The organism is Mycetocola miduiensis (genome assembly GCF_900115155.1).
Classification (GTDB): domain Bacteria; phylum Actinomycetota; class Actinomycetes; order Actinomycetales; family Microbacteriaceae; genus Mycetocola_A; species Mycetocola_A miduiensis.
The window spans coordinates 45,902-66,145 of the sequence record NZ_FOVM01000008.1; the positions used below are offsets into that span (position 1 = coordinate 45,902).

The window sequence follows — 20,244 nt, forward strand, 5'->3', positions numbered from 1 at the left end:
GCCACCATGAGCAACACCACCCCCGATTTCAGCGACGCGAACCGCGACGGTGCTGAGCCGTCGACGGGTTCAGCGCCAGCCGCGAACGAGGACGCACCCCGCGACCAGGACGCCATCCACGAAACCCGCGAGTACGACGCTCCTCTCACCCCGGCGGTTCCGGCCGACCAGGACGCCGCCCGCCAGGGCGAGCACGCTCCGGATGCCGCAGAGCCGCTCTCCGAAGAATTCGACCCCGACGCATTCCGCGACTCTCTGCCCGCCCCAGCGCCAGTTCGCGAGCCAGCCGACGTGCCGACCGAGGAGCCGGCCGCGGTCGTGCACGAGCGCAGCGCCCCAGACAGCGCCACAGACAACGCCACTGACGCCGACCGGCCCGCAGCCCAGCACCACCACACGCCGGAGATCGCCGACCAGGCCTACTCCGAGACGGCTGACACCCACGTGCTCTCTTCCTCCGAGCCCACCGTGCTGACGCAGGCCGACCTGGATGCAGATAAAGTCCTCGCCGAAGAGTCCAAAGGCGGCCCAGCGGTCTACAGCGACGCCACCGCCCCGGTGATTCCGGCTGTCGTGAGCTCACCGCCGGCGCAGGAACGCACCGAGCCCGCACCCGTGCGCCAGCCGGTCTACGTGCAGGCTCCGAGCGAACCCAAGCCCAAGGGCAACCGCGGCTTCGGCATCCTCGTCTCTCTTCTCGCGACCGTCGCGTTCGCCGTCCTCTACGCCGCCGTCCTCGCCATCCTGCTCGTCGCCAATGACGGCTCGGTCAACACGGTCACCGATGTGCTCGTGCGGCCTCCGTTCTGGGTTCCCGTGCTCTTCTTCTTCCTCGGCATGGTCCTGCTGGTCTCCGTCGTCAACCGCGGCGGCTGGTGGGCGTACGTTCTCGGCGGCTTCGTCGTCGCGGCCATCGTCTACGGCTCGTACATCGGTGGCCTTCTGATCGAGCAGGCAGCGAACATCAGCCCGAGCGAAGTCGGCGGTGTCGTCCTGCGCGCTCTGCTCTCGCCCGCGGCCGTCGTCTCGTTCGTCATCGCCCGTGAGGTGCCGATCTGGTTCGGCGCCTGGGTGGCCTCGCGCGGACGCAAGGTCAGCCAGCGCAACCTCGAGGCGAAGCGCGAATACGAGCGCATCCTCGACCAGGGTCCCATCGTCTCCTGACGTGGCGCCCGAGTCGCGACCGCCTGAATCACGACGGTTTCGGGCAGCCCTGCCGACCACCCTCGGGTTCGGAGTCGCTCTGTGCATCGCCTGCTGCATCGTCTGGTTCGTTGTGCCGTACGCCGGTCCGGATGCCTCCGGCTGGCTTCTGGTCGCCATGATCGTCGCTGCTGCGGCGGGCTTCCTCGCTATGCCGCTGCGCTGGCGGTCACGTTCGGCATGGGGACTTCTCCACATCGCGACGGGACAGCACGCCCGCTAAGTTAGACGAAACCGGTCCTGGCGGAGCTTTCTCGCCGGGACCGACCTGTGACGAAGGACGGACATGCGCCTCAAACTGACCCTTGCCCGCCCGTCGGGCAGTCGCGACGACATCATCATCACGACGGATGCCGGTGCGACCATCACCGAAGTGGCGTCGACGATCGCACGGGTCGACCCGACACAGTCGGCGCCGCCTGAGGGCAATTACACGTTGCAGGCCGCCCTGCCAGGGCACACCGAATGGCTTGCCCTGCCACCGGACGCCCCGGTCGGCGAGTCATGGATCGGCTCTGGCGCCACTGTGCAGCTGTCGGATGCCGGCCGCTACTTCTCGCAGGCGAAGACCGGTCACGCACCCACCATCGCGACGATCACCCTGCTCAGCGGACCCGACGTGGGGCGCAGCATCCCGCTCGCCGCTGGCAGCTACACCGTCGGCCGCGACCCCTCATGCGACATCGTCGTGAACGACAAACTGGTCTCGAAGAAACACGCCCGGCTGGAAGTCGCCAACGCCGTCGACGTAATCGACCTCGGTTCGGCGAACGGTGTCGAGGTCGACGGGGGCATCGTCGCCCGGTTGCACGTCACCGAATCCGAGACCATCCGCCTCGGCGACACCGACCTGAAGATCGCGCTGCACCAGTCGGTCGCTGAGGCGGGGGTCGCCCCGAAGGCCGGCCCGATCTTCTTCAACCGTTCACCGAAGGTCGAGCGGCGCTACTCCGGGCAAGAGTTCACGGCGCCGGAGGTGCCCGCCGAGAAGGAACCACAGCCGTTCCCGCTGCTCGCCATGCTTACCCCAATGCTCATGGGCGGCGCGTTGTTCATGCTGACGAAAAACCCGATGTCGCTGCTGTTCATCGCCATGACGCCGATGATGCTCATCGGCAATTACATCACCGCCAAACGGCGCGACAAGCGCGCGCTCAAGAAGGCGATAGCGAAGTTCGACTCGCGCCTGGCCGACCTCGACGAACGGCTGCAGAAGGAGAGTGTCACCGAACACGACCTGCGGCTCGCCGAAGCACCGTCGACGGCCGAAGCCCTCGACGGGGCGATGCGTCGGGGCCCTCTGCTCTGGACCCGCCGGCCCGAGCACTGGTCGTTCCTCAACGTACGCCTCGGCATCGGCTCGATGACCACGCGCAACACGGTGAAGACTAGCGAGCACGGCGACCTCCTGCCCAAGTTCCAGGAACGCCTCGAGGCCCTGATCAAGAAGAACAAATACGTCGCTGGCGTGCCGATCATCGACAACCTGCACGACTCCGGAGCGCTGGGGATCGCCGGATCGCCCTCCGCCGCCATCGGATCACTCAACTCGATCCTCGTGCAGCTCACCGCCCTGCATTCCCCGGCAGAGCTCGCCGTGGCCGCCATGGTCACGCCGCAATGGTCAGACGAACTCGCGTGGCTTAAATGGATCCCGCACACGTCGTCACCGCACTCACCGATCGACGGCGTGCACCTGGCCGACAGCGCCGCCAGCGCGGCGAACCTGCTCTCGGCCCTCGAGGAGATCATCGAGACTCGGATCGCTGCCCAGAAAGCCAAGATCGAGCGACGCGGCGCGATGAAGCAGAAGAACGCCGCACTCGAACGCGGCGCCGTCGTCGGCGACAGCCACGACGAAGGCTTCCAGGCGCCGCTTCCCGCGATCGTCGTTCTCATCGCCGACGACGTCTCCGTCGATCGCGCCCGCATCGTGCAGCTCGCCGAGCAGGCGGCGGATGCCGGCGTCTATCCGATCTGGATGGCTCGCGACGTCACTTCCCTTCCTGCCGTCTGCCGCACCTGGCTCTCTGTGCCAGACGACGACGGCCACGCGACCGTCGGCTACGTTCGCATCGGTGAGACGATCACCGATGTCGTCACCGAACTCATCGACCCGCAGACCGCCCTCGACTACGCGCGACGTATGGCACCCGTTATCGATGCCGGCGCGCTCGTGTCGGACTCCAGCGACCTGCCCCGCTCCGTCTCCATGGTGGCCCTGCTCGGTCACGACCTCGTCGAGCACAGCGACGCCGTCGTCGATCGCTGGCGGCAGAACACATCCATCCACGATCGAACCCCCGGCATCCAGCCGAAGAAGCGGCGAGCAGGCAAACTGCGGGCTACCGTCGGCTCCGCCGGCGTCGACGCGATGCACCTCGACCTTCGCACGCAGGGGCCCCACGCCCTAGTCGGCGGAACCACCGGCTCAGGAAAGAGCGAGTTCCTGCAGGCCTGGGTGCTCGGCATGGCCGCCGAGTACAGTCCCGACCGGGTCACCTTCCTCTTCGTCGACTACAAGGGCGGGTCTGCATTCGCCGACTGCGTCAACCTGCCGCACTGCGTCGGCCTCGTGACCGACCTCAGCCCGCACCTCGTGCGCCGGGCACTGACCAGCCTGCGGGCGGAACTTCACTTCCGGGAGCACCTGCTCAACCGCAAGAAAGCCAAGGACCTGCTCGAACTGGAGAAGCGCGGTGACCCGGAGAGCCCGCCAGCACTCGTGCTCGTCATCGATGAGTTCGCGGCGCTCGCCGGTGAAGTTCCCGAGTTCGTCGACGGTGTCGTCGATATCGCCCAGCGGGGACGGTCCCTCGGCATCCACCTGATCATGGCAACCCAGCGCCCCGCGGGCGTCATCAAAGACAACCTGCGAGCCAACACCAACCTGCGGATCGCACTGCGGATGGCCGACGAGAGCGACAGCTCCGATGTTGTCGGGGTGAAGGACGCCGCACACTACGACCCCGCCCTCCCCGGCCGCGGCCTCGCCAAGACCGGACCGGGACGCCTGCAGACCTTCCAGTCCGCCTACGCCGGCGGCTGGACGTCACGCGAACCCGACCGTCCGGGGATCGAGGTCACCGAGCTACGGTTCGGGGCTGAAGCCCGGTGGGAAGAACCCGGGCGCGACAGCGTCGACGAATCACGCGATCTCGGGCCCACCGACCAGCAGCGCCTCGTGGCATCCATCATCGCCGCGGCCGACTCGGCCCGCATTCCAGCTCCACGTCGGCCGTGGCAGGACGAACTCGCCCCCGCCTACGACCTCGGAAAGCTCCGGCAGCGCACTGACGCCCAGTTGCTGCTCGGCGTGTCAGACCTCCCCGAGCAGCAGCTCCAGCTCCCGGTGTACTTCAACCCAGACGTCGACGGGCACCTCGTCATCTACGGCACCGGCGGGTCGGGTAAGAGCACGGTGCTGCGCACGCTCGCCACGGCGGCGGCGATCACTCCTCGCGGCGGGCCGGTCGAGGTGTACGGGCTCGACTTCGGAGGCGGAAGCCTGCGGATGCTGCAGGACCTGCCTCACGTCGGTGCGGTCATCCACGGTGATGACACCGAACGTGTGATCCGGCTGATGCGGCAGCTCAAGCAGGAACTCGAATCGCGCGGTCCCCGGTACGCGGAAGCCAACGCGTCCTCGATCGTCGACTACCGTCAACTCACCAACCAGGCCAATGAGCGCCGGATCCTCCTCGTGATCGACGGCTTCCAGAATTTCCGTCAGGACTTCGAGATCCCCGCAGGCCGGTCGCAGTGGTACAACGTCTTCGCCGACATCATCTCCGGCGGACGTCAAGTGGGCATGCACGTCGCCTTCGCCGCCGACCGCACCGGCTCCGTGCCGAGCTCGATCAGTTCGAGCGTGCAACGCCGGGTCGTTCTCCGGCTCGCGGATGAGACCGCGTACGCCATGGTCGACGTCCCAAGCGACATCCTCTCGTCGTCGTCACCGGCCGGCCGGGCGATCGTAGACGGCGAAGAGACCCAGATCGCCGTGCTCGGTGGCTCCGCCTCACTATCTGACCAGTCTGCGGCGACGAAGGAGCTTGCCGCGGCGATGACGCGCGCCGGTGTGATCCCGGCGCAGCCGATCCGGTCGCTGCCGAAGGAGTATCCCGTCTCCGAATTGCCCACCCGCGTGGGAGCCTTCCCGGCAATCGGGCTCAGCGACGAAGACCTCGGGCCAACGGGCATCGAACTGGTGGGCACCTTCCTCATCGCCGGCCCGCCGGCGAGCGGGCGAACCACCGCACTGCTCGGAATGGTCGAGTCGATCAGCCGGTTCGACCCGGAGATCCGGTTGTACTACATCGGGAACAAACGATCCGTCGTGAGCGGTCACCCGGGCTTCATTTCCGCCGCGCTGACGATCGAGGATGCCGCGTCGCTGGCGAAGGAACTGCTCGCGGCGATCGTCGATCCCGACACCGACGGCACCATCGCCGTGATCGTCGAACAGATCGGGGACTTCCTGCAGACGCCTGCGGACAACCCGATCGTCGACATGATCCGCGCCATCAAGCGCAGCGATCACTTCATCCTCGCTGAAGCGGAGTCGAGCTCCTGGTCGAGCTCCTGGCCGTTGCTGGGCGAGTTCAAGAACGCGCGGCGGGGGCTGCTCCTGCAGCCCGAGACCATCGACGGTGACATCGTGCTCAAAACCAGCCTGCCGCGGATGCAGCGGGCCGAGTTCCCGCAGGGGAGAGGCGTCCTCGTGTCCGGCGGCACGTTCGTCCGGGTTCAGCTTCCGCTCGCACACGCCCCGGTGCCCGTGGGCTGACATGGGGAGCACTCCCCATCGACGGCGGAGAGACGGCTCCGTTAGGTTGTTCACGTGGGGGCGATCCAAACGGGATCTCCAAGCAAAGGATTGGAACAGACCATGGCAAACATCAACGTAACCTTCCAGGACCTGAAGACCGCTTCCGGCCAGATTCTCACCGGCAAGGGTGCTCTCGAAGACAAGATCAACGAACTTCAGCGTCTCGTCACCGACCTGGTCTCCAGCGGCTTTGTGACCGACCAGGCCTCCGGCGCGTTCCACGAATCCTTCACCACCTTCACCCAGGGAGCGACCCAGGCGGTCGGTGGCGCACAGGGCATGGCCGACTACCTCACCAAGGCAGCAGACTCGCTGCAGAGCGCCGACCAGGAGCTCGCCAACGCGATCCGCGGCTAAGTCCGATCTTCTTGTCGGGGAGGGCCGGCTTCGGCCGGGCCTCCCCGATTCCTGATTCATTACGTCATCTTCCGCGCACGCATCTTCCAGGGGGACACCATGGGCGACAGGCTCGTCATCGAGGGTGAACTGCTCACCCAGACGCAGACTCATCTGCAGTCGATCCTCACCGAGTTCGAGGGTGCTGAGAAATTCAGCGAGCACGTCGCCTCGCTCACCGGCCACCCGCGGCTCGAGAACGAAGTCCGGGGGTTCGCGTCCAGTTGGAACATCAAACGCGCCGAAGTCATCAAATCCGTGACGGCGCTGAAAGAGTCGATCGGCGCGATCAGCGACGCCTTCAACACCCTCGACGCCGACCTCGCGAAGGCGCTCGCCGACACCGCGGGGCCCGTGCAGGCCGTGCCAGGCATCCCTTCGGCATCCTGAACTGCTTTCGTCGACAGATAGGTACGACTCTCATGACTGACTTCGCTGATCTGACCGGGGAGCCCGCGTCGCTCAAGACCTATGCCACGCGCTACCTGCAGATCGCCGACGCGATTCAGAGCGCATCCGCCGCGCTCAAGGCCGTCGGTGAGGGCAGCGACAGCATGGTCTCGCTGGCCGTCAACGAGGTTCGGGGGAAGGCGAAGAAGGGCGGTGAGGACATCGCGGAGGCCGAGACGCGCTACCGCACGACCGCGCAGGCCCTTCTGACCTATGCCGGCGCACTCGAGGATGCCCAAGCCAAAGCCGTCCAGGCCCGCGGCGAATACGAGGCGGCCCAGGGCAGCCACGCCACCGCACAGGCTCGCGCCCAGGAGTTCGACGACAAAGCACAGGTGCCTGGCGCGGACCAGGCGGCCGACGCCAGGTCCGCGTCGACCTGGAGCACCCGCGCCTCGAACCTCGCGGCGAACATGGGGTCGGCCGAAGCAAAATACAACGAAGCGGTCGCCGACAAAGACCGGGCGGGCAACGCAGCCGCGGATGCCATCAGCACCGTCGTCTCCGATGACGGCATCAGTGACAGCTGGTGGGACAAGCTCGTCGACTTCTGCGAGAAGATCGGCGACGGTCTTGCGATCGCCGCGCTGCTCCTGTCATGGGTGCCCATCCTCGGGCAGGTGCTCCTCGTCCTCTCCGCGATCGTCAGCATCATCAAACTCATCGACTCCCTGATCAAGTTCGTGAAGGGCGAGATGACTCTCGGAGAAGTCGTCGGCGCCGCCGTCGGCGTCGTGCTGAGCGTCATCGGCGGTAAGGCGCTCATGGTTGCCCTGAAGGGGCTGAAGTCGCTGCAGGCAGGAAGCAAAGTCGCGACAGCAGCTCAGAAACTCGCCAGCAGGCAGAACGCCGGACAGTCAAGCCGCAGCGCGCGCAAGGCGCTGAACCGGGCGAAGGGCAAGAAAGAAGCCGCGGCCAAGGATTTCCGGGACGCCTTCAAGCCCAAAGGCAAGGACATCACTGACGAATTGAAGAGCACGTTCGTCAAACCGTTCACGGAGTTGAAGGACGCCTTCACGAAGCGACCGGAGGCATCCGACCTCGTCAAGGCCCTCATCCGCGGCAACGAGGACATCCTCCCCGCCGCCATGTCGGCAGGCGGTGCCCCCAAATATCTGCAGCTGTTGAAGCAGAACACCACCAACACCATCTCGTTCGAGGACCTGCCGACGAGCCTCAAGGTCGTCATCCTCTTCGAGGCGTCGAAGGTCTTCGGTGGTGCTGCTGAGACGCTGACCGCACCGTTCATCGGGGATGTGCCGTTCACCATCGAATCACTGGCCGGCAAGATCACCGAGTCAGTCCCCGACCGGGTCGCCGACACCGTTGACGGCACCGTCGGCGCTCGGTGAGCCCGATAGGTTAGAGATCTATGGTTTCCCGATCGCACATCTCCGCCGTGCTCCTGAACCTGCCCGAAGACTGGTTCGATGTCGACCTCGAGTCCGACGACCCGACGGCCTGGATCGACGGGCTTGACCTCGACTTCACAGAGAACGCCGACCGGGTGGCGATGGTCCGCGCGCTTGAATCGGTCCGGGCGGCCTTCGTTGAGGACTCGGTCGATGTTGCCGCGCTGTACCTCCCGCAGCCGAACGACGGGATCATCGGCGCGGCGATGGTGCTCGACGTCTTCGAGATCGCTGAAGGAGACTCGCCAGAGAGTTACCTCGACTTCGTGGAGTCGCACCGGAACCTCCGCAGCCCGGAGCTCGACATCTCCGCTTTCCAGTCCTGGCGCTCCGCCCACCCGAGCGGCGAACTCGTCGGCTACAGCCACCTCGCCCTCGTCACCCCGGGGCCCGACTCCGAAAGCAGCCTCGAGGAACGAGCGGTATTCGCCATCTTCCCTCCCGGTGCATCGCAGATGGTCCGCATCACCTTTCGCACCGCGCGGCTGGGCGCGTTCGTCGACATCGCAACCGAAGCGAGTGCCATGGTGAACGACATGACCTTCGACTTGGAGCCCCAGTGACGCGCCAGGTGACCCTGACCGGGGAAGACCTCTCGATCGTGCTGCCCGGCTCATGGGCCGTCATCCCGCTGACGACGGCCGAAGCCGGTGAACGCCGTGTTTCGGCGCTGATCAAGAAGCAGCTCGGCCGCAACGACCGGCTCGCCGGACTACGCCGCGAACTCCGCGAGAGCATCAACATGTCCGTCCGCGAAGCCGTCGACCTGGGTGCCGTCGGGCTCGCCATCTCGCTTGAAATCCTGCCCGGGATCCCTTTCCCGGCCTCGCTGCTGATTCTGCCGCTCGACTGGCCGACCACGGCCGGCGATCCGGATGCTCCTCAGGCGCAGCGGCTGCTCGCCGCTTATCCCGGCTCGGTCCTCGTCGAAGAAAGGGCAGTGCGGCCGATCGTCCGTCGTCACGAGCTCGTCTCGACCAGCTACGACACCGAGTCCTCACAGGACCTCAGAATCAACTATTGGCTCCCAGCCGGCGATGGCAGCAGCATCGTCCGGGTCTACGTCAAAGCTCCGATGGCGCACACGCCGCCCCTGTGGCTGGAGCTCTTCGACACCATCATCGGGTCACTTGGCTGGCTCAACGACGTGCCCGTCGGCGCAGAGGAGGCCGTTCGTGGCTGAAGAAACCGACACGATTTCACATGAGCCCCGCGCGGACCGTGAGGAACGCGCGGCGAAGCTGCGTCGCGGCGTCGCACTCGTCGGAAACCTTATCGGTGCACTCGCGCTTCTCGCCGCCGTCGCATCCGTTGCCGCAATACTGTGGTTCACCTCACACGATGTGTCGATCGGTTCTGTGATCGACGACGACCCAGCAGGGACGATGACGATCGCGTTCCCGTTCCTGATGGTTGCGCTGTCGATGATCGGGTTCTTTTTCGGCCAGTTCGGTGCTAGGGGGCGCTGGGGAACCAGCGAGAAGACCTCGGTACTGCAGAGCGGCTCGTTCCGGGTGGAGCTTCGCCCGATCAGCGTCGGCCTGCATGGTCTTTTTCTCGGCCTGGCGGTGCTCGCCTGGGCACTTTTCGTTCTTGTGCCCGTCGCGCTTGAGGCCGCAGGCACGCTCAGCCCTGCACCGGGCGGATCAGCCGCCGAACAGTTCTGGTTCACGGTCGTCGTGTACGCCGTCGTGACGGGGGCCATCGCGGCCGTCGTCGCCGTCTCGCTGCTCAAGAAGGTCACGTACAACCGGTCGCTCGAGCGCGGCCGAAGCACGATCGTCGACGGTTCGCCGTCGCAGGTCGCCTGGCGGCGGTTCTCCCACGTCTGGCGTGGTGAGCTGATGATCGCTGCCGCGGCGGGTGCTGCGATCGGGTTGAGCCCGATCGGTTTCCACCTCGACAGCCTCGCGTTCGGCCTCGCCTTCGCAGTGGCCGGGGCCGCTCTGCTCGCCGCGTCGATCGCATTGGCGCTCAACTCATGGCGTTCCGGCCTGCCGGTCGAGCGCGTCGAGTCATACACCTGAGCCAGGGGCATTGACGAACCATGGCTCCACGGACCGAAACCATCAGAACGTCACGCTCGGCGGTCACCATCTCGGTGACCGGCCGGACCGAGACCGGGCATGTGCGTGAACACAACGAGGACAGCCTGCTGGCGTCAGCCCCGATCTTTGCCGTGGCCGACGGTATGGGCGGGCACTCCCGCGGCGACCTTGCCAGCCAGACGATGGTGCATCAGCTGTCGCACAGCATCCGGCCGGGCGAGCCGACCACCCCGGAGGCCGTCTTCACGGCGATCACCGCCGCCAATTCCTTCATCATGTCCTGGGCTGAGCAGACGGGAATCGCGGGCACAACCGTTGCAGGCCTGGCGCTCGTGACGCTGTCGGCCCAAGCCGATTGCCACTGGATGGCCTTCAACATTGGCGACTCGCGCGTCTACCTCTGGGAGAACAACTCCCTGCGACAGGTCACCGTGGACCACTCGGCGATCCAGGAACTCCTCGATGCAGGAAGCATCACCGCGTTCGAAGCGCTCACGCACCCCGAGCGCAACGTCGTGACGCGCGCAGTCGGGGTCGAGACGGATGCCGACCCCGACGTCTGGCTGCTCCCCGCGTCTGATCACCAGGTCTTCCTTCTGTGTTCAGACGGGCTCACCCGTGAAGTGTCGACCGAGCAGATCGAAGCCGTCCTCCGTTCAGGAGCGGCCGACCCAGCGGACCGGCTGGTCGAACTTGCGCTCGAAGCGGGCGCCCGCGACAACGTCACCGTGCTGGTCGTCGATTCAACAAGCGTCGACACCACGCCACCGCGCCCGGGATATCATGACAATCGGTCGCTCGGTTATCTCGAGCAGACCCTGCCGAGAGTGTGAGGGGTGGCATGACCGGGTATAGCTACGAGCCTGCGCAGGCGCATGAATGGCTGGCCGTTGCGACGGCCGGCCGTCTTCTTGTCGCCCGGGTAGACGACAATTCCGAGCGTGTGGCGCAACTCGCGGCAACGGGTGACCCGTCCACATCCGTCCAGGGAGTGCTCGAAGTCCTCACCGCTGATGGGCTCGGCGCCACCGGGCCGTTCGCGCTCCTGTTCTGGGTAGACGGAGATCTCACCGACAAGGGACTCGGCGTCATCGTACGAGGCGATGCCGCTGTGATCGTCGACACTTCCGACGGCGAGGTGACGGTGTCATCCCGCGGCGTCACCACCTGGACGGAGCAGGTCATCGAGAGCCCCACCGGGTTCCGCGTTCAGTTCGACGCGTCGTCGCCATCGGGCCTACCGCAACTCCCGCTCCAGCAAGGCGCAGCCTGGGTGCGCCGCGTACAGCTCGCCGGTGTCGGTGCGACCGGCAGTGCGCGTGAGGGCACGGGAGCCGCCTCACGCACGTCGGCGCGGAAGTCCAGGCGCGAAACCGCCGCCGCCGCTGTCGAGCAAGCACCAGTGGCGCCCACTGCCGCAAAGTCGGCAGTACCAGCAGGTCCGGCCCCGGTTCACGAAGAGACCCGGGTGTTCCACACCAGCACGGGCAGCGGCGCACCGGCTACGGCAGAGGCTGAGACAGAGGCCGACGGCTACGACTACCTCTTCGGGGCAACGGTGTTCCGCCCGATCGGAGCCGCCGCCGTGCTCGCCGACGACGACGAGGATGCCGCGTCGTCGATGCCCGAGACACACTTCCTAAGCGAGGCGGAGGCCCCGCCGCGCCCGGCAGCACCGGGACCGGTTCTCGGTGACCATGACGGACGGACGATGCTCGCCGCCGACATTATGGCTGCCCGCAAACGGCCGGGTTCAGGATCGGCACCCACCTCAGGTCCCACCCCGAACGCGCCCCGGCCGCCCGCCCACCGCTACGTGCTCTCCCTGCCGGAGGGTAAGTCGCAAGCGCTGTCGGCGCCGGTCATCCTCGGCCGTGCGCCGAGCGTCTCCAACGTCCCCGCATCGGTTCTGCCCCACCTCGTCACGCTGGTCGGTGACGACATCTCCCGCAGCCACCTCCGCGTCGCTGTTGAAGGCGACACGGTGGTCGTGACCGACCTGCACTCGAGCAACGGCACGCACATCATCGCCCCCGGCAAGCTTCCCCAGTTGCTGCGGGCAGGCGAACCGACCCCGGTCATCACCGGTACGACCATCGACCTCGGCAGCGACGTGCTTCTTCACGTCACGGAGGCGTAGGGTGCCGGCGCGTTCCGTCGCAACCCCGCCCGAGCTGCCCGGCTTCCGGTACACGCGATTGCTCGGCTCCGGCGGGTTCAGTGACGTGTACCTGTATGAACAGGACCTCCCGCGCCGGCTCGTCGCCGTCAAGGTCCTCGCGTCCGAAGAGCTCAGCGACACATCGCAGGCCGCGTTCGTCGCCGAGGCGAACCTCATGGCGCAGCTGTCTGCGCACCCCTACATCGTCACGATCTATCACGCCGCCGTGGCCGCAGACGGCCGGCCGTACTTCGTGATGGAGTACTGCTCAGGCCCGAGCCTGGCCGAGCAGTACAAACGCGCTCCGTTCGGCGTGGCCGACGCCCTCCGCACTGGCGTGCGGGTCTCCAGCGCCGTGGCCACCGCCCATGCCGCCGGCATCCTGCACCGCGACATCAAGCCGGCCAACGTGCTGACGAACAGCTACGGCTGGCCTGCGCTCACCGACTTCGGCATCTCCAGTGCGGTCGACATCGAACTACCCTCGAACACGACGACGCGCGACGCCGCAACCGCCCCAACCGCTGCAGCCGCAGCCACCGCGACGGGCACGATCGGCATGTCCATCCCGTGGTCACCGCCCGAAATGTTCGACGACCATCCCCAGCCCGACGTCCGCAGCGATGTGTTCTCCCTCGCGGCAACCCTGTATACGCTGCTCGTGGGGCACACACCGTTCGAGGTGCCGGGCAAGCCGAACGGCACGGTGGACCTGATCGGACGGATCGAACGCGGCTCGATCACCCCGATCACGCGCACGGACATCCCGCGATCGCTCGTCTCGATCCTCCACAAGGGCATGGCGCCGTCCGCCGACGACCGCTTCGCCACCGCCGTGGACTTCGCCCGTGCGCTCCAGCGCGTCGAGATGGAGCTCTCCTACGCCCCGACCGCCATCGACGTACCGAACCTCACCGTCCTCGAGCGGGTTCACGACAACGAAGCTGCCGAAGCCGGTGCCGCAACCCGCATCCGCGGCGTCGCCAGCGTAGAGGCCCAGCCGGTAGCGCCGCCGGACGCCGCATCCGCGGACGCTGCGAAGGACCGCGGGGCCGAGCTGGGCGCGGATCCGACCGTGATCCGGCGGATGCCGTCCGTCCAGCCCGATGGGAACCCTGCCCCGTCGGTAGCGGCGGAGAACACGGTCATCCGCCCGCGGGCTACGGCCGAAGTGGAGCAGGAACCCACAGCCGTCCCTGCGCCGCGCCGGAGGCTTTGGCCGGTTCTCGCCGGTGCCGCCGGTGTGCTTGTTCTCGGAGGCGTGGTGTCATCAGCACTGCTCCTCGCGCCGGAGCAGCCGGACGCCGCCCTGGCCCCGACACCCAGCGCGACATCCAGCCTCGTGACCCTCGGGGTACCGACGCCGGCCGCGGTGGGGGTGACCCCGAGCGCCGACGGCACCAGCGTCACGTTCGAATGGGAGAACCCAGAACCGCAGGACGGCGACAAGTTCGTCTGGAACCGCAGCGACGGCCCGAACCGAGGACCGAAAACCCCGACCGGATCCACCTCGGTCACCATCGACGGAGTGGACTCGAACACGCAGGTCTGCGTCGAAGTCCTCATCGTCCGCACGAACGGCAAGCTCTCTACCGAGCCATTGGAGATGTGCAGCAAGTGAAGCCGCCACGCATCGAATTCTGCGGCGAATGGTACGACCTGACCCCCGGGCAGCCGTTCTTCGTCGGCCGGGAATCAGACCTCGTCATCGACGAAAACCCGTTCCTGCACCGGCGCTTCCTCTCGATCACGCTCGAGAACGAGCTCTGGTGGCTGAGTAACGTCGGCAACCTTCTCTCCGCCACCGTCACGGACACGACCGGCCAGGTGCAGGCGTGGCTAGCGCCCGGCGCCCGGCTTCCGCTCGTCTTCCCCGAACTCCAGGTCCTGTTCAGCGCAGGGTCGACCACCTACGAGTTCGCGATCCACTCCGAGTCCGAGTTCTTCGGGACGACCGCGCTGACGACAATGCAGGCAGGCACCACCACCGTCGGCCCGGTGCACCTCACGAGCAGCCAGCGCCTTCTCGTCGTGGCGCTCGCCGAGAACGTGCTGCGCCAGGACTCACCCGGTCGGGGAGAGATCCCCACATCAGCGGATGCCGCGGCACGGCTCGGCTGGACCCTCACCGCTTTCAACCGCAAGCTCGACAATGTCTGCGACAAGCTCGACCGGGTCGGTGTCCGCGGGCTGCGCGGCGGTCGGGCCAAGCTCGCGACGGGACGCCGTGGGCGACTGGTCGAATACGCCGTGTCGTCCCGCCTCGTCGACGCCGACGATCTCGTGCTGCTCGATCGGGAAAAGGACGCTCCTGCTGCCTCTCCGGCCGAGGGGTCAGGGTCGTGAATGGTGACGGGCAGGCGCATTCATATGACTGTAATTTCCCCGTGACCGGCGTGTTAGCGTAGGACCCGCTCCTGTCGAGGATTCCGGGGAACACAAACAACAATGCTGATCGTGGGGGGACGACAACGTGTTGAGGTGGCTGAAGGCGCGCAAGGTGACGGCATCCGTCGTCGCGCTCTCGGTTCTCGTCGCCGTTCCCGTCACCGTCGCGGTGTTGCACGAGGGATTCCCCGTCACCGACGTCGACCTAAGCGCCCGTGACGTCTGGGTCACGAATGGTACTGAACTGCAGGCAGGCCGGCTCAACCGCCAGATCGAAGAGCTCAACGCCTCGGTCGCGACCGTATCCAACGACATCGATGTGCTGCAGAACGGCGAGAACGTGCTCCTGCACGACCGCTCGGCGTCGAGTGTCGAGCGCATCGACTCGGCTTTCACCACGCTGGTGCAGCGCGCCGACCTGCCGCCGAACGCCGCTGTGTCGCTCGGCGACACGAACCTCTCCATCCTAGAGCCGGACACCGGTGAGCTCTGGGTGACGAGCACCGCGGGGGAGCTCCGGTTCTCGACCATCGACGCGAAGCCGATCGCGAAGCTCGGAGCAGAAGCGCAGAGCGTCGTCTCGAGCAAGGGAACGGTCTTCGCCGTCTCACCGACGAAGAAGAAGCTGTACACGTATCCGGTCGCCGGCGGAAAACCGACCGTCACCGAGCTCCCAGCGCTCACGGACTACCAGTTGTCTGCGGCAGGCGAACAGGCCGTCATCCTCGACCTCGCCAAGAACCGCCTGGTTCTGGATGCCGCGACGACGATCGCGCTGCCGGACACCGGCATCAAGATCCAGCAGGTGAGCGCCACCGGGGGAGAGGTGATCGTGGCCACCGGCTCGTCCCTGCTCCGTGCCCGGCTGAACGACAGCACACCCCAGGCGATCAAGGCCAACATCACCAACCCGGTCAAGAAGGCGGGCGGGGTCTCGTCGCCGGTGAACCTCAACGGCTGCGCCCACGGCGCCTGGTCGGGCGCGAGTCGCTACCTCGCTGTCTGCGGCGATGCGTCGCCGAGCCGGCAGGACATCGAACCTCTCGCGGAGGGCACGGCGCTCGAGTTCCGGGTCAACCGCAACGTCATCGCGCTGAACAACCTGCAGACCGGTGACGTCTGGCTGGTCGACGCGAACATGCGCCTGGTGAAGAACTGGGAAGAAGTCACTCCTCCGCAGGAGGAGGACGGCGAGGAGGGCGACGAGAAAGCGTCCACGCAGTCGTTCGAAGACACCCTCGCCGACCGCACCGAGCAGAACCGCCCGCCGATCGCGCGCGATGACGCCCTCGGCGCGCGCCCGGGCAAGAGCACCATTCTGCCGGTGCTCGACAACGACACAGATCCCGACGGCGACGTCCTCACCATCGGGCGGAACCTCCAGGGACTTGCGCCGGAATCCGGCAACGTCGAGTTCATCGACGGGGGCAGGGCGCTGCAGTTCACGCCGAACCCGGAACAGTCAGCCGGGACGGTCTCGTTCCGGTACTCGGTCTCAGACGGTCGCAGCGGCGGCGTCTCCGAGGCGAACGTCAGCGTGACGATCATGCCGACTGAGGCGAACTCTGCACCGGTCGAGCAGCGCAAGGGCGCCGTCTCGGTCGAGGCGGGCCAGAGCATCACATACAACCCGCTGATCGACTGGCGCGATCCTGATGGGGACGACGTCTTCCTGCAATCCGCCGTCAGCGATAACGGTGATCTGGTCCGCTTCTCGCACGAAGGTTTCGTCACCGTCACCCACACCTCCGGCCAGCTCGGTCCCCGCGATATCGTCTACGTTGTCTCCGACGGCACCGAGACGGCATCCGGAACGTTCACCGTCGACGTCAAACCGACAGGAACCCTCAACCCGGTCGGCACCCCCGACCACGTGGAGACGTTCGTTGGCGAGCCGGTCGAAGCATTCCCGCTCGCCAACGACCTGTCGACGAATGGAGGACAGCTTGCCCTCCTCGGCGCCGAAGCGCTGCAGGGCGGCATGTCGGTCATCCTGAAATCCGACACCAATTCGATGCAGCTCGTCTCGGGCAAAACCGGCACCTATTACATCCAGTACACCGTCGGCGCCGGGGCAGCGACGAGCATCGGCATGATCCGGGTCGACGTGAAGGACGTCCCCGAAGAGGTCCAGCCGCCGATCGCCGTGCACGACACCGGGTACCTGCGCCCGAACGAGCCGACTGTGCTCAACGTGCTCACGAACGACGTGTCGCCGAGCGGCAAGGTGCTCGCCGTCCGTTCCCTCGACATCCCGGATGCCGCCCGGGTCCTGTCGATCGAAGTGCTCAACTCCTCAGTGGTGCGCGTCACGTCGAGCGCCGCCGTCACCGAGCAGCTGCAGTTCAGCTACACCGTCTCCGATGGCCAGAACGAGACGGTCAGCACTGTCGCGATCGTCCCGGTGCCGCCGCTGACCAAACATCAGGCGCCGATTGCCGCCGACGACGTCGTCACGGTCCGCGCCGGCGACATCGCTAGCGTCCCCGTGCTCGACAACGACATCCACCCCGACAACGCCGTCATGACACTCGACCCGGAACTCGCCGAGCCGGTTCAGGCGGGGCTGGCCTTCGTTTCCGGCGACAAGGTCCGGTTCCAGGCACCGCGCGAGACCGGCGTGTACTCGGCCACCTACTCGGTCACCGACGACTTCAAGCAGAAGGCCGTTGCCCGCATCACGTTCAACGTCGTGGCCGCCGACGAGAAGGTCAATGAGGAACCCGCACCGAGGACGCTTACCGCGCGCGTCTTCGCCGACTCGTCGGTCACCGTCAATGTCCCGCTCGACGGCCTTGATCCCAACGGGGACTCAGTTGTCTTCGACGGACTCTCCAGCGCCCCGGAGCTGGGGAGCGTCACCGACTCCACCAGTCAGAGCTTCACCTACACTGCCGCGCCCGGTTCAGCCGGAACAGACGTGTTCAGTTACGCGGTGAAGGACGCCTACGGTGCCTCCGCGCTGGGAACCGTGCGAATCGGTGTGATCCAGCGCCCGGCGCAGGATTCGCCGCCGATCGCCGTCGACGACACGATCGAGGTCCAGCCGGGCCGGGTCGCGACCGTGCCGGTGCTCGGAAACGACTCCGACCCCAACGGCTACACGATCGAGGTGAGCAAAAAACTCAAGGACGTGCCGGAGGGCATCACCGCGAGCGTGGAGAAGAAGCGCCTCGTCGAGATCGAAGCGCCCGACGAGGAGACGAGTTTCGTCGTCCGCTACGAGATCACCAACGGCCAGGGCGGCTTCGACACTGCTTTCGTGCAGGTGCGCGTGACGAAGGATGCCACGATCGCCCCGCCGACGCTGGTCGACCACATCGTCGAACCCGATGAGGTGATCGGCGAGAAGACCGTCGACATCGACGTGCGAGACGGCGCCAACAACTCCGGCGGCAGCGTCGACGACCTCGCGATTTCCGTCGAGGGACCGAACCAGGGCAGCGCCGAACTCCTGCCGAACGGGCTCGTGCGGGTCACCCTCGGCGACGACCGCACCGCGATCGCCTACCGGCTCACCAACACGATCGATGCCCTCAGCTCGGCTGCGTTCATCGTTGTCCCGCCGTTCTCCGACGGACTCCCTCCCCGGATCAAGCCGAATCTGGAGACCCAATACGTCGACATGAACGAGACGAAGACCTGGAAGCTCTCCGACGTCGCCGAGTCGCCGTCCGGCAAGGAGATCCGGATCACCGGAGCGAACACGGTAAGCGCGATCAAGAGCGACGGAACGCCGAACTACGTCAACGACCAGACCCTGACCTTCACTCCTGCGCTGGATTACCGGGGCCCGGCTAGCATCACCTTCGAGGCCACAGACGGTTCACGCACTGGCGTGGACGTCCTCGTGCTCCCGATCACCGTCGGCGACCCGGAGATGAAGGACGTCGCCCCGACCTACACACCGCCCGAACTCACCATCGAGGCCGGCGAGCCCGCGCAGACCCTCGACCTGCGGATGGCCAGCGACCACCCGAACCCCGAGGTCCTCGCCGCGCTCAGCTACAGCGGGCTCTCCGCCGCGACCGGGGGCATCCAGGCCGGCCTGTCGGGTTCGACCCTCACCGTGTCGGCTCCGTTCGGAGTGCAGCCGGGCACCGCCACGACGCTGAACTTCACGATCACCTACAAGAAGTTCACGATCCCCGGCACCGTGCACGTGCGCGTCGTCTCGTCGTCGCAGCCGCTCGCCTCAGCCGTCGACGACTCCTACGCCGATGGCCGCTCGAGCACGCCGGTCACTCTGCCCGTGCTCGCAAACGACTTCAACCCCTTCCCCGGCCAGCCGCTGAAGATCATCGATGCCGGCGTGAGCAACGGGGCCAACGCGACCGTGAGGATCAGCGGCTCCAACCTCGTGATCACGCCCGGCCCGGACAAGACCCAGCAGATCAGCGTGATCTACACGGTCGAGGATGCCACCGCGGACCCGAACCGCCACGTGCAGGGACGCGCAGACGTCATGGTGACGAGCGCGCCCGACCAGCCACCTGCTCCGACGCTCGCGGCGAGCCCGAAGAAGATCGCAGCGACAATCAAGCCGTCACCGTCGAACAACGGAGCGGCGATCTCGAGCTACACGGTCACGCGCAACGACGGTGTCAAGCAGAGCGGGCAGGCCGGGGAGACGCTGACCTTCGCCGGAGAGAACGGAACGCAGTACAGCTTCACGGTCTTCGCCACGAACAAGGTCGGCAACAGCGAAAAGTCGGCGTCGAGTTCGGCGACGTCGTACGGCAAACCAACTGTTCCCCGCAACGTGTCTCTTGAGAACCCGAGTGGGGACTACGCCCCGACTCCGCTTCGGCTGACCTGGGCGGCCCCGAGCGACGACGGCGGCGGGGTCACCAGCTACAACTGGCAGGTGGAAGGCGTCGAGTCCGGAACGACCGGAGGATCGACAACCCGAGCAACGACACAGGCGAACACCGGGGACAAGAATTACAACGGACGTGTTCAGGCGTGCGGCCCCGGAGGCTGCAGCGACTGGTCCGAGTACTCCAGTGTGTACGTGAAGGAAAAACCACCGCCGCCACCGCCCCCACCACCACCACCACCGGGGCCGAAGTACGAAAAAAATCTGTCACTTGCAAAGGGGCCGTCTGCCGGTGGTGGAAAGTTCTATCACCACATCACAATGAGTGACTGGGCGCCTAACACCACCTACACCTGGCAGTGCTACGCCAATGGCGGTGTCTACCGCACGTACACCCTGACGACCGACGGCAACGGCGGTTTCGATGATTCGCCACGCACCTGCTACTCGGGATACCCGGACACGAAGGTGATCGTCGACGGCAAGAGTTCGAACACCGTCGACTTCCGCCCCTAGCCGATCGATAAAGAGAGAGA

General features: G+C 66.5%; 14 protein-coding genes. All 14 read left to right on the forward strand.

The features are described from left to right. Positions 1-6 precede the first annotated feature (6 nt). Entirely contained in the window at positions 7-1,164 is a 1,158-nt protein-coding gene (locus BM197_RS13035; RefSeq protein WP_090712229.1) for a hypothetical protein, read from the forward strand. Position 1,165: 1 nt separating this feature from the next. After that, positions 1,166-1,426 carry a hypothetical protein gene (locus BM197_RS13040; protein ID WP_090712231.1) on the forward strand — a complete coding sequence of 87 codons (261 nt, stop codon included), beginning with the start codon at positions 1,166-1,168 and terminating at the stop codon, positions 1,424-1,426. Between the two features lie 63 nt (positions 1,427-1,489). After that, a complete protein-coding gene (locus BM197_RS13045; protein ID WP_090712233.1) occupies positions 1,490-5,992 on the forward strand; it encodes a type VII secretion EssC family protein in 4,503 nt (1,500 codons plus the stop codon). A gap of 102 nt (positions 5,993-6,094) precedes the next feature. Beyond that, positions 6,095-6,391 (forward strand): WXG100 family type VII secretion target, encoded by a 297-nt coding sequence (locus BM197_RS13050; protein WP_090712234.1) that lies wholly within the window; start codon positions 6,095-6,097, stop codon positions 6,389-6,391. A gap of 99 nt (positions 6,392-6,490) precedes the next feature. Next, complete coding sequence (locus tag BM197_RS13055) at positions 6,491-6,820, forward strand: hypothetical protein (protein WP_090712236.1); 330 nt, start codon at positions 6,491-6,493, stop codon at positions 6,818-6,820. 32 nt (positions 6,821-6,852) lie between these two features. After that, on the forward strand, positions 6,853-8,232 hold the full coding sequence (locus BM197_RS13060) for a hypothetical protein (RefSeq protein ID WP_090712237.1): 1,380 nt from the start codon (positions 6,853-6,855) through the stop codon (positions 8,230-8,232). Positions 8,233-8,252: 20 nt separating this feature from the next. Then, positions 8,253-8,855: a hypothetical protein gene (locus BM197_RS13065; protein WP_090712239.1), complete on the forward strand. Its 603-nt coding sequence runs from the start codon at positions 8,253-8,255 to the stop codon at positions 8,853-8,855. Beyond that, entirely contained in the window at positions 8,852-9,475 is a 624-nt protein-coding gene (locus BM197_RS13070; protein WP_090712241.1) for a hypothetical protein, read from the forward strand. The genes BM197_RS13065 and BM197_RS13070 overlap by 4 nt, the downstream gene beginning before the upstream one ends. Beyond that, positions 9,468-10,319: a hypothetical protein gene (locus BM197_RS13075; protein WP_090712243.1), complete on the forward strand. Its 852-nt coding sequence runs from the start codon at positions 9,468-9,470 to the stop codon at positions 10,317-10,319. Before BM197_RS13070 ends, BM197_RS13075 begins: the two co-directional genes overlap by 8 nt. 20 nt (positions 10,320-10,339) lie before the next feature. Beyond that, on the forward strand, positions 10,340-11,173 hold the full coding sequence (locus tag BM197_RS13080) for a PP2C family protein-serine/threonine phosphatase (protein WP_090712245.1): 834 nt from the start codon (positions 10,340-10,342) through the stop codon (positions 11,171-11,173). Between the two features lie 8 nt (positions 11,174-11,181). Next, complete coding sequence (locus tag BM197_RS13085; protein ID WP_090712246.1) at positions 11,182-12,480, forward strand: FHA domain-containing protein; 1,299 nt, start codon at positions 11,182-11,184, stop codon at positions 12,478-12,480. A 1-nt stretch (position 12,481) separates the two neighbouring features. Continuing rightward, entirely contained in the window at positions 12,482-14,122 is a 1,641-nt protein-coding gene (locus BM197_RS13090; protein ID WP_090712248.1) for a serine/threonine-protein kinase, read from the forward strand. Beyond that, positions 14,119-14,847 carry a hypothetical protein gene (locus BM197_RS13095; RefSeq protein WP_090712250.1) on the forward strand — a complete coding sequence of 243 codons (729 nt, stop codon included), beginning with the start codon at positions 14,119-14,121 and terminating at the stop codon, positions 14,845-14,847. Before BM197_RS13090 ends, BM197_RS13095 begins: the two co-directional genes overlap by 4 nt. Before the next feature lie 127 nt (positions 14,848-14,974). Then, positions 14,975-20,224: an Ig-like domain-containing protein gene (locus tag BM197_RS13100; RefSeq protein ID WP_143095079.1), complete on the forward strand. Its 5,250-nt coding sequence runs from the start codon at positions 14,975-14,977 to the stop codon at positions 20,222-20,224. The last annotated feature ends 20 nt before the right edge of the window (positions 20,225-20,244 follow it).

Coding starts and splice junctions, on each gene's coding strand:
- BM197_RS13035 (WP_090712229.1), top strand. CDS start 7: ATGAGCAACACCACCCCCGATTTCAGCGACGCGAACCGCGACGGTGCT.
- BM197_RS13045 (WP_090712233.1), top strand. CDS start 1,490: ATGCGCCTCAAACTGACCCTTGCCCGCCCGTCGGGCAGTCGCGACGAC.
- BM197_RS13050 (WP_090712234.1), top strand. CDS start 6,095: ATGGCAAACATCAACGTAACCTTCCAGGACCTGAAGACCGCTTCCGGC.
- BM197_RS13055 (WP_090712236.1), top strand. CDS start 6,491: ATGGGCGACAGGCTCGTCATCGAGGGTGAACTGCTCACCCAGACGCAG.
- BM197_RS13060 (WP_090712237.1), top strand. CDS start 6,853: ATGACTGACTTCGCTGATCTGACCGGGGAGCCCGCGTCGCTCAAGACC.
- BM197_RS13065 (WP_090712239.1), top strand. CDS start 8,253: ATGGTTTCCCGATCGCACATCTCCGCCGTGCTCCTGAACCTGCCCGAA.
- BM197_RS13080 (WP_090712245.1), top strand. CDS start 10,340: ATGGCTCCACGGACCGAAACCATCAGAACGTCACGCTCGGCGGTCACC.
- BM197_RS13085 (WP_090712246.1), top strand. CDS start 11,182: ATGACCGGGTATAGCTACGAGCCTGCGCAGGCGCATGAATGGCTGGCC.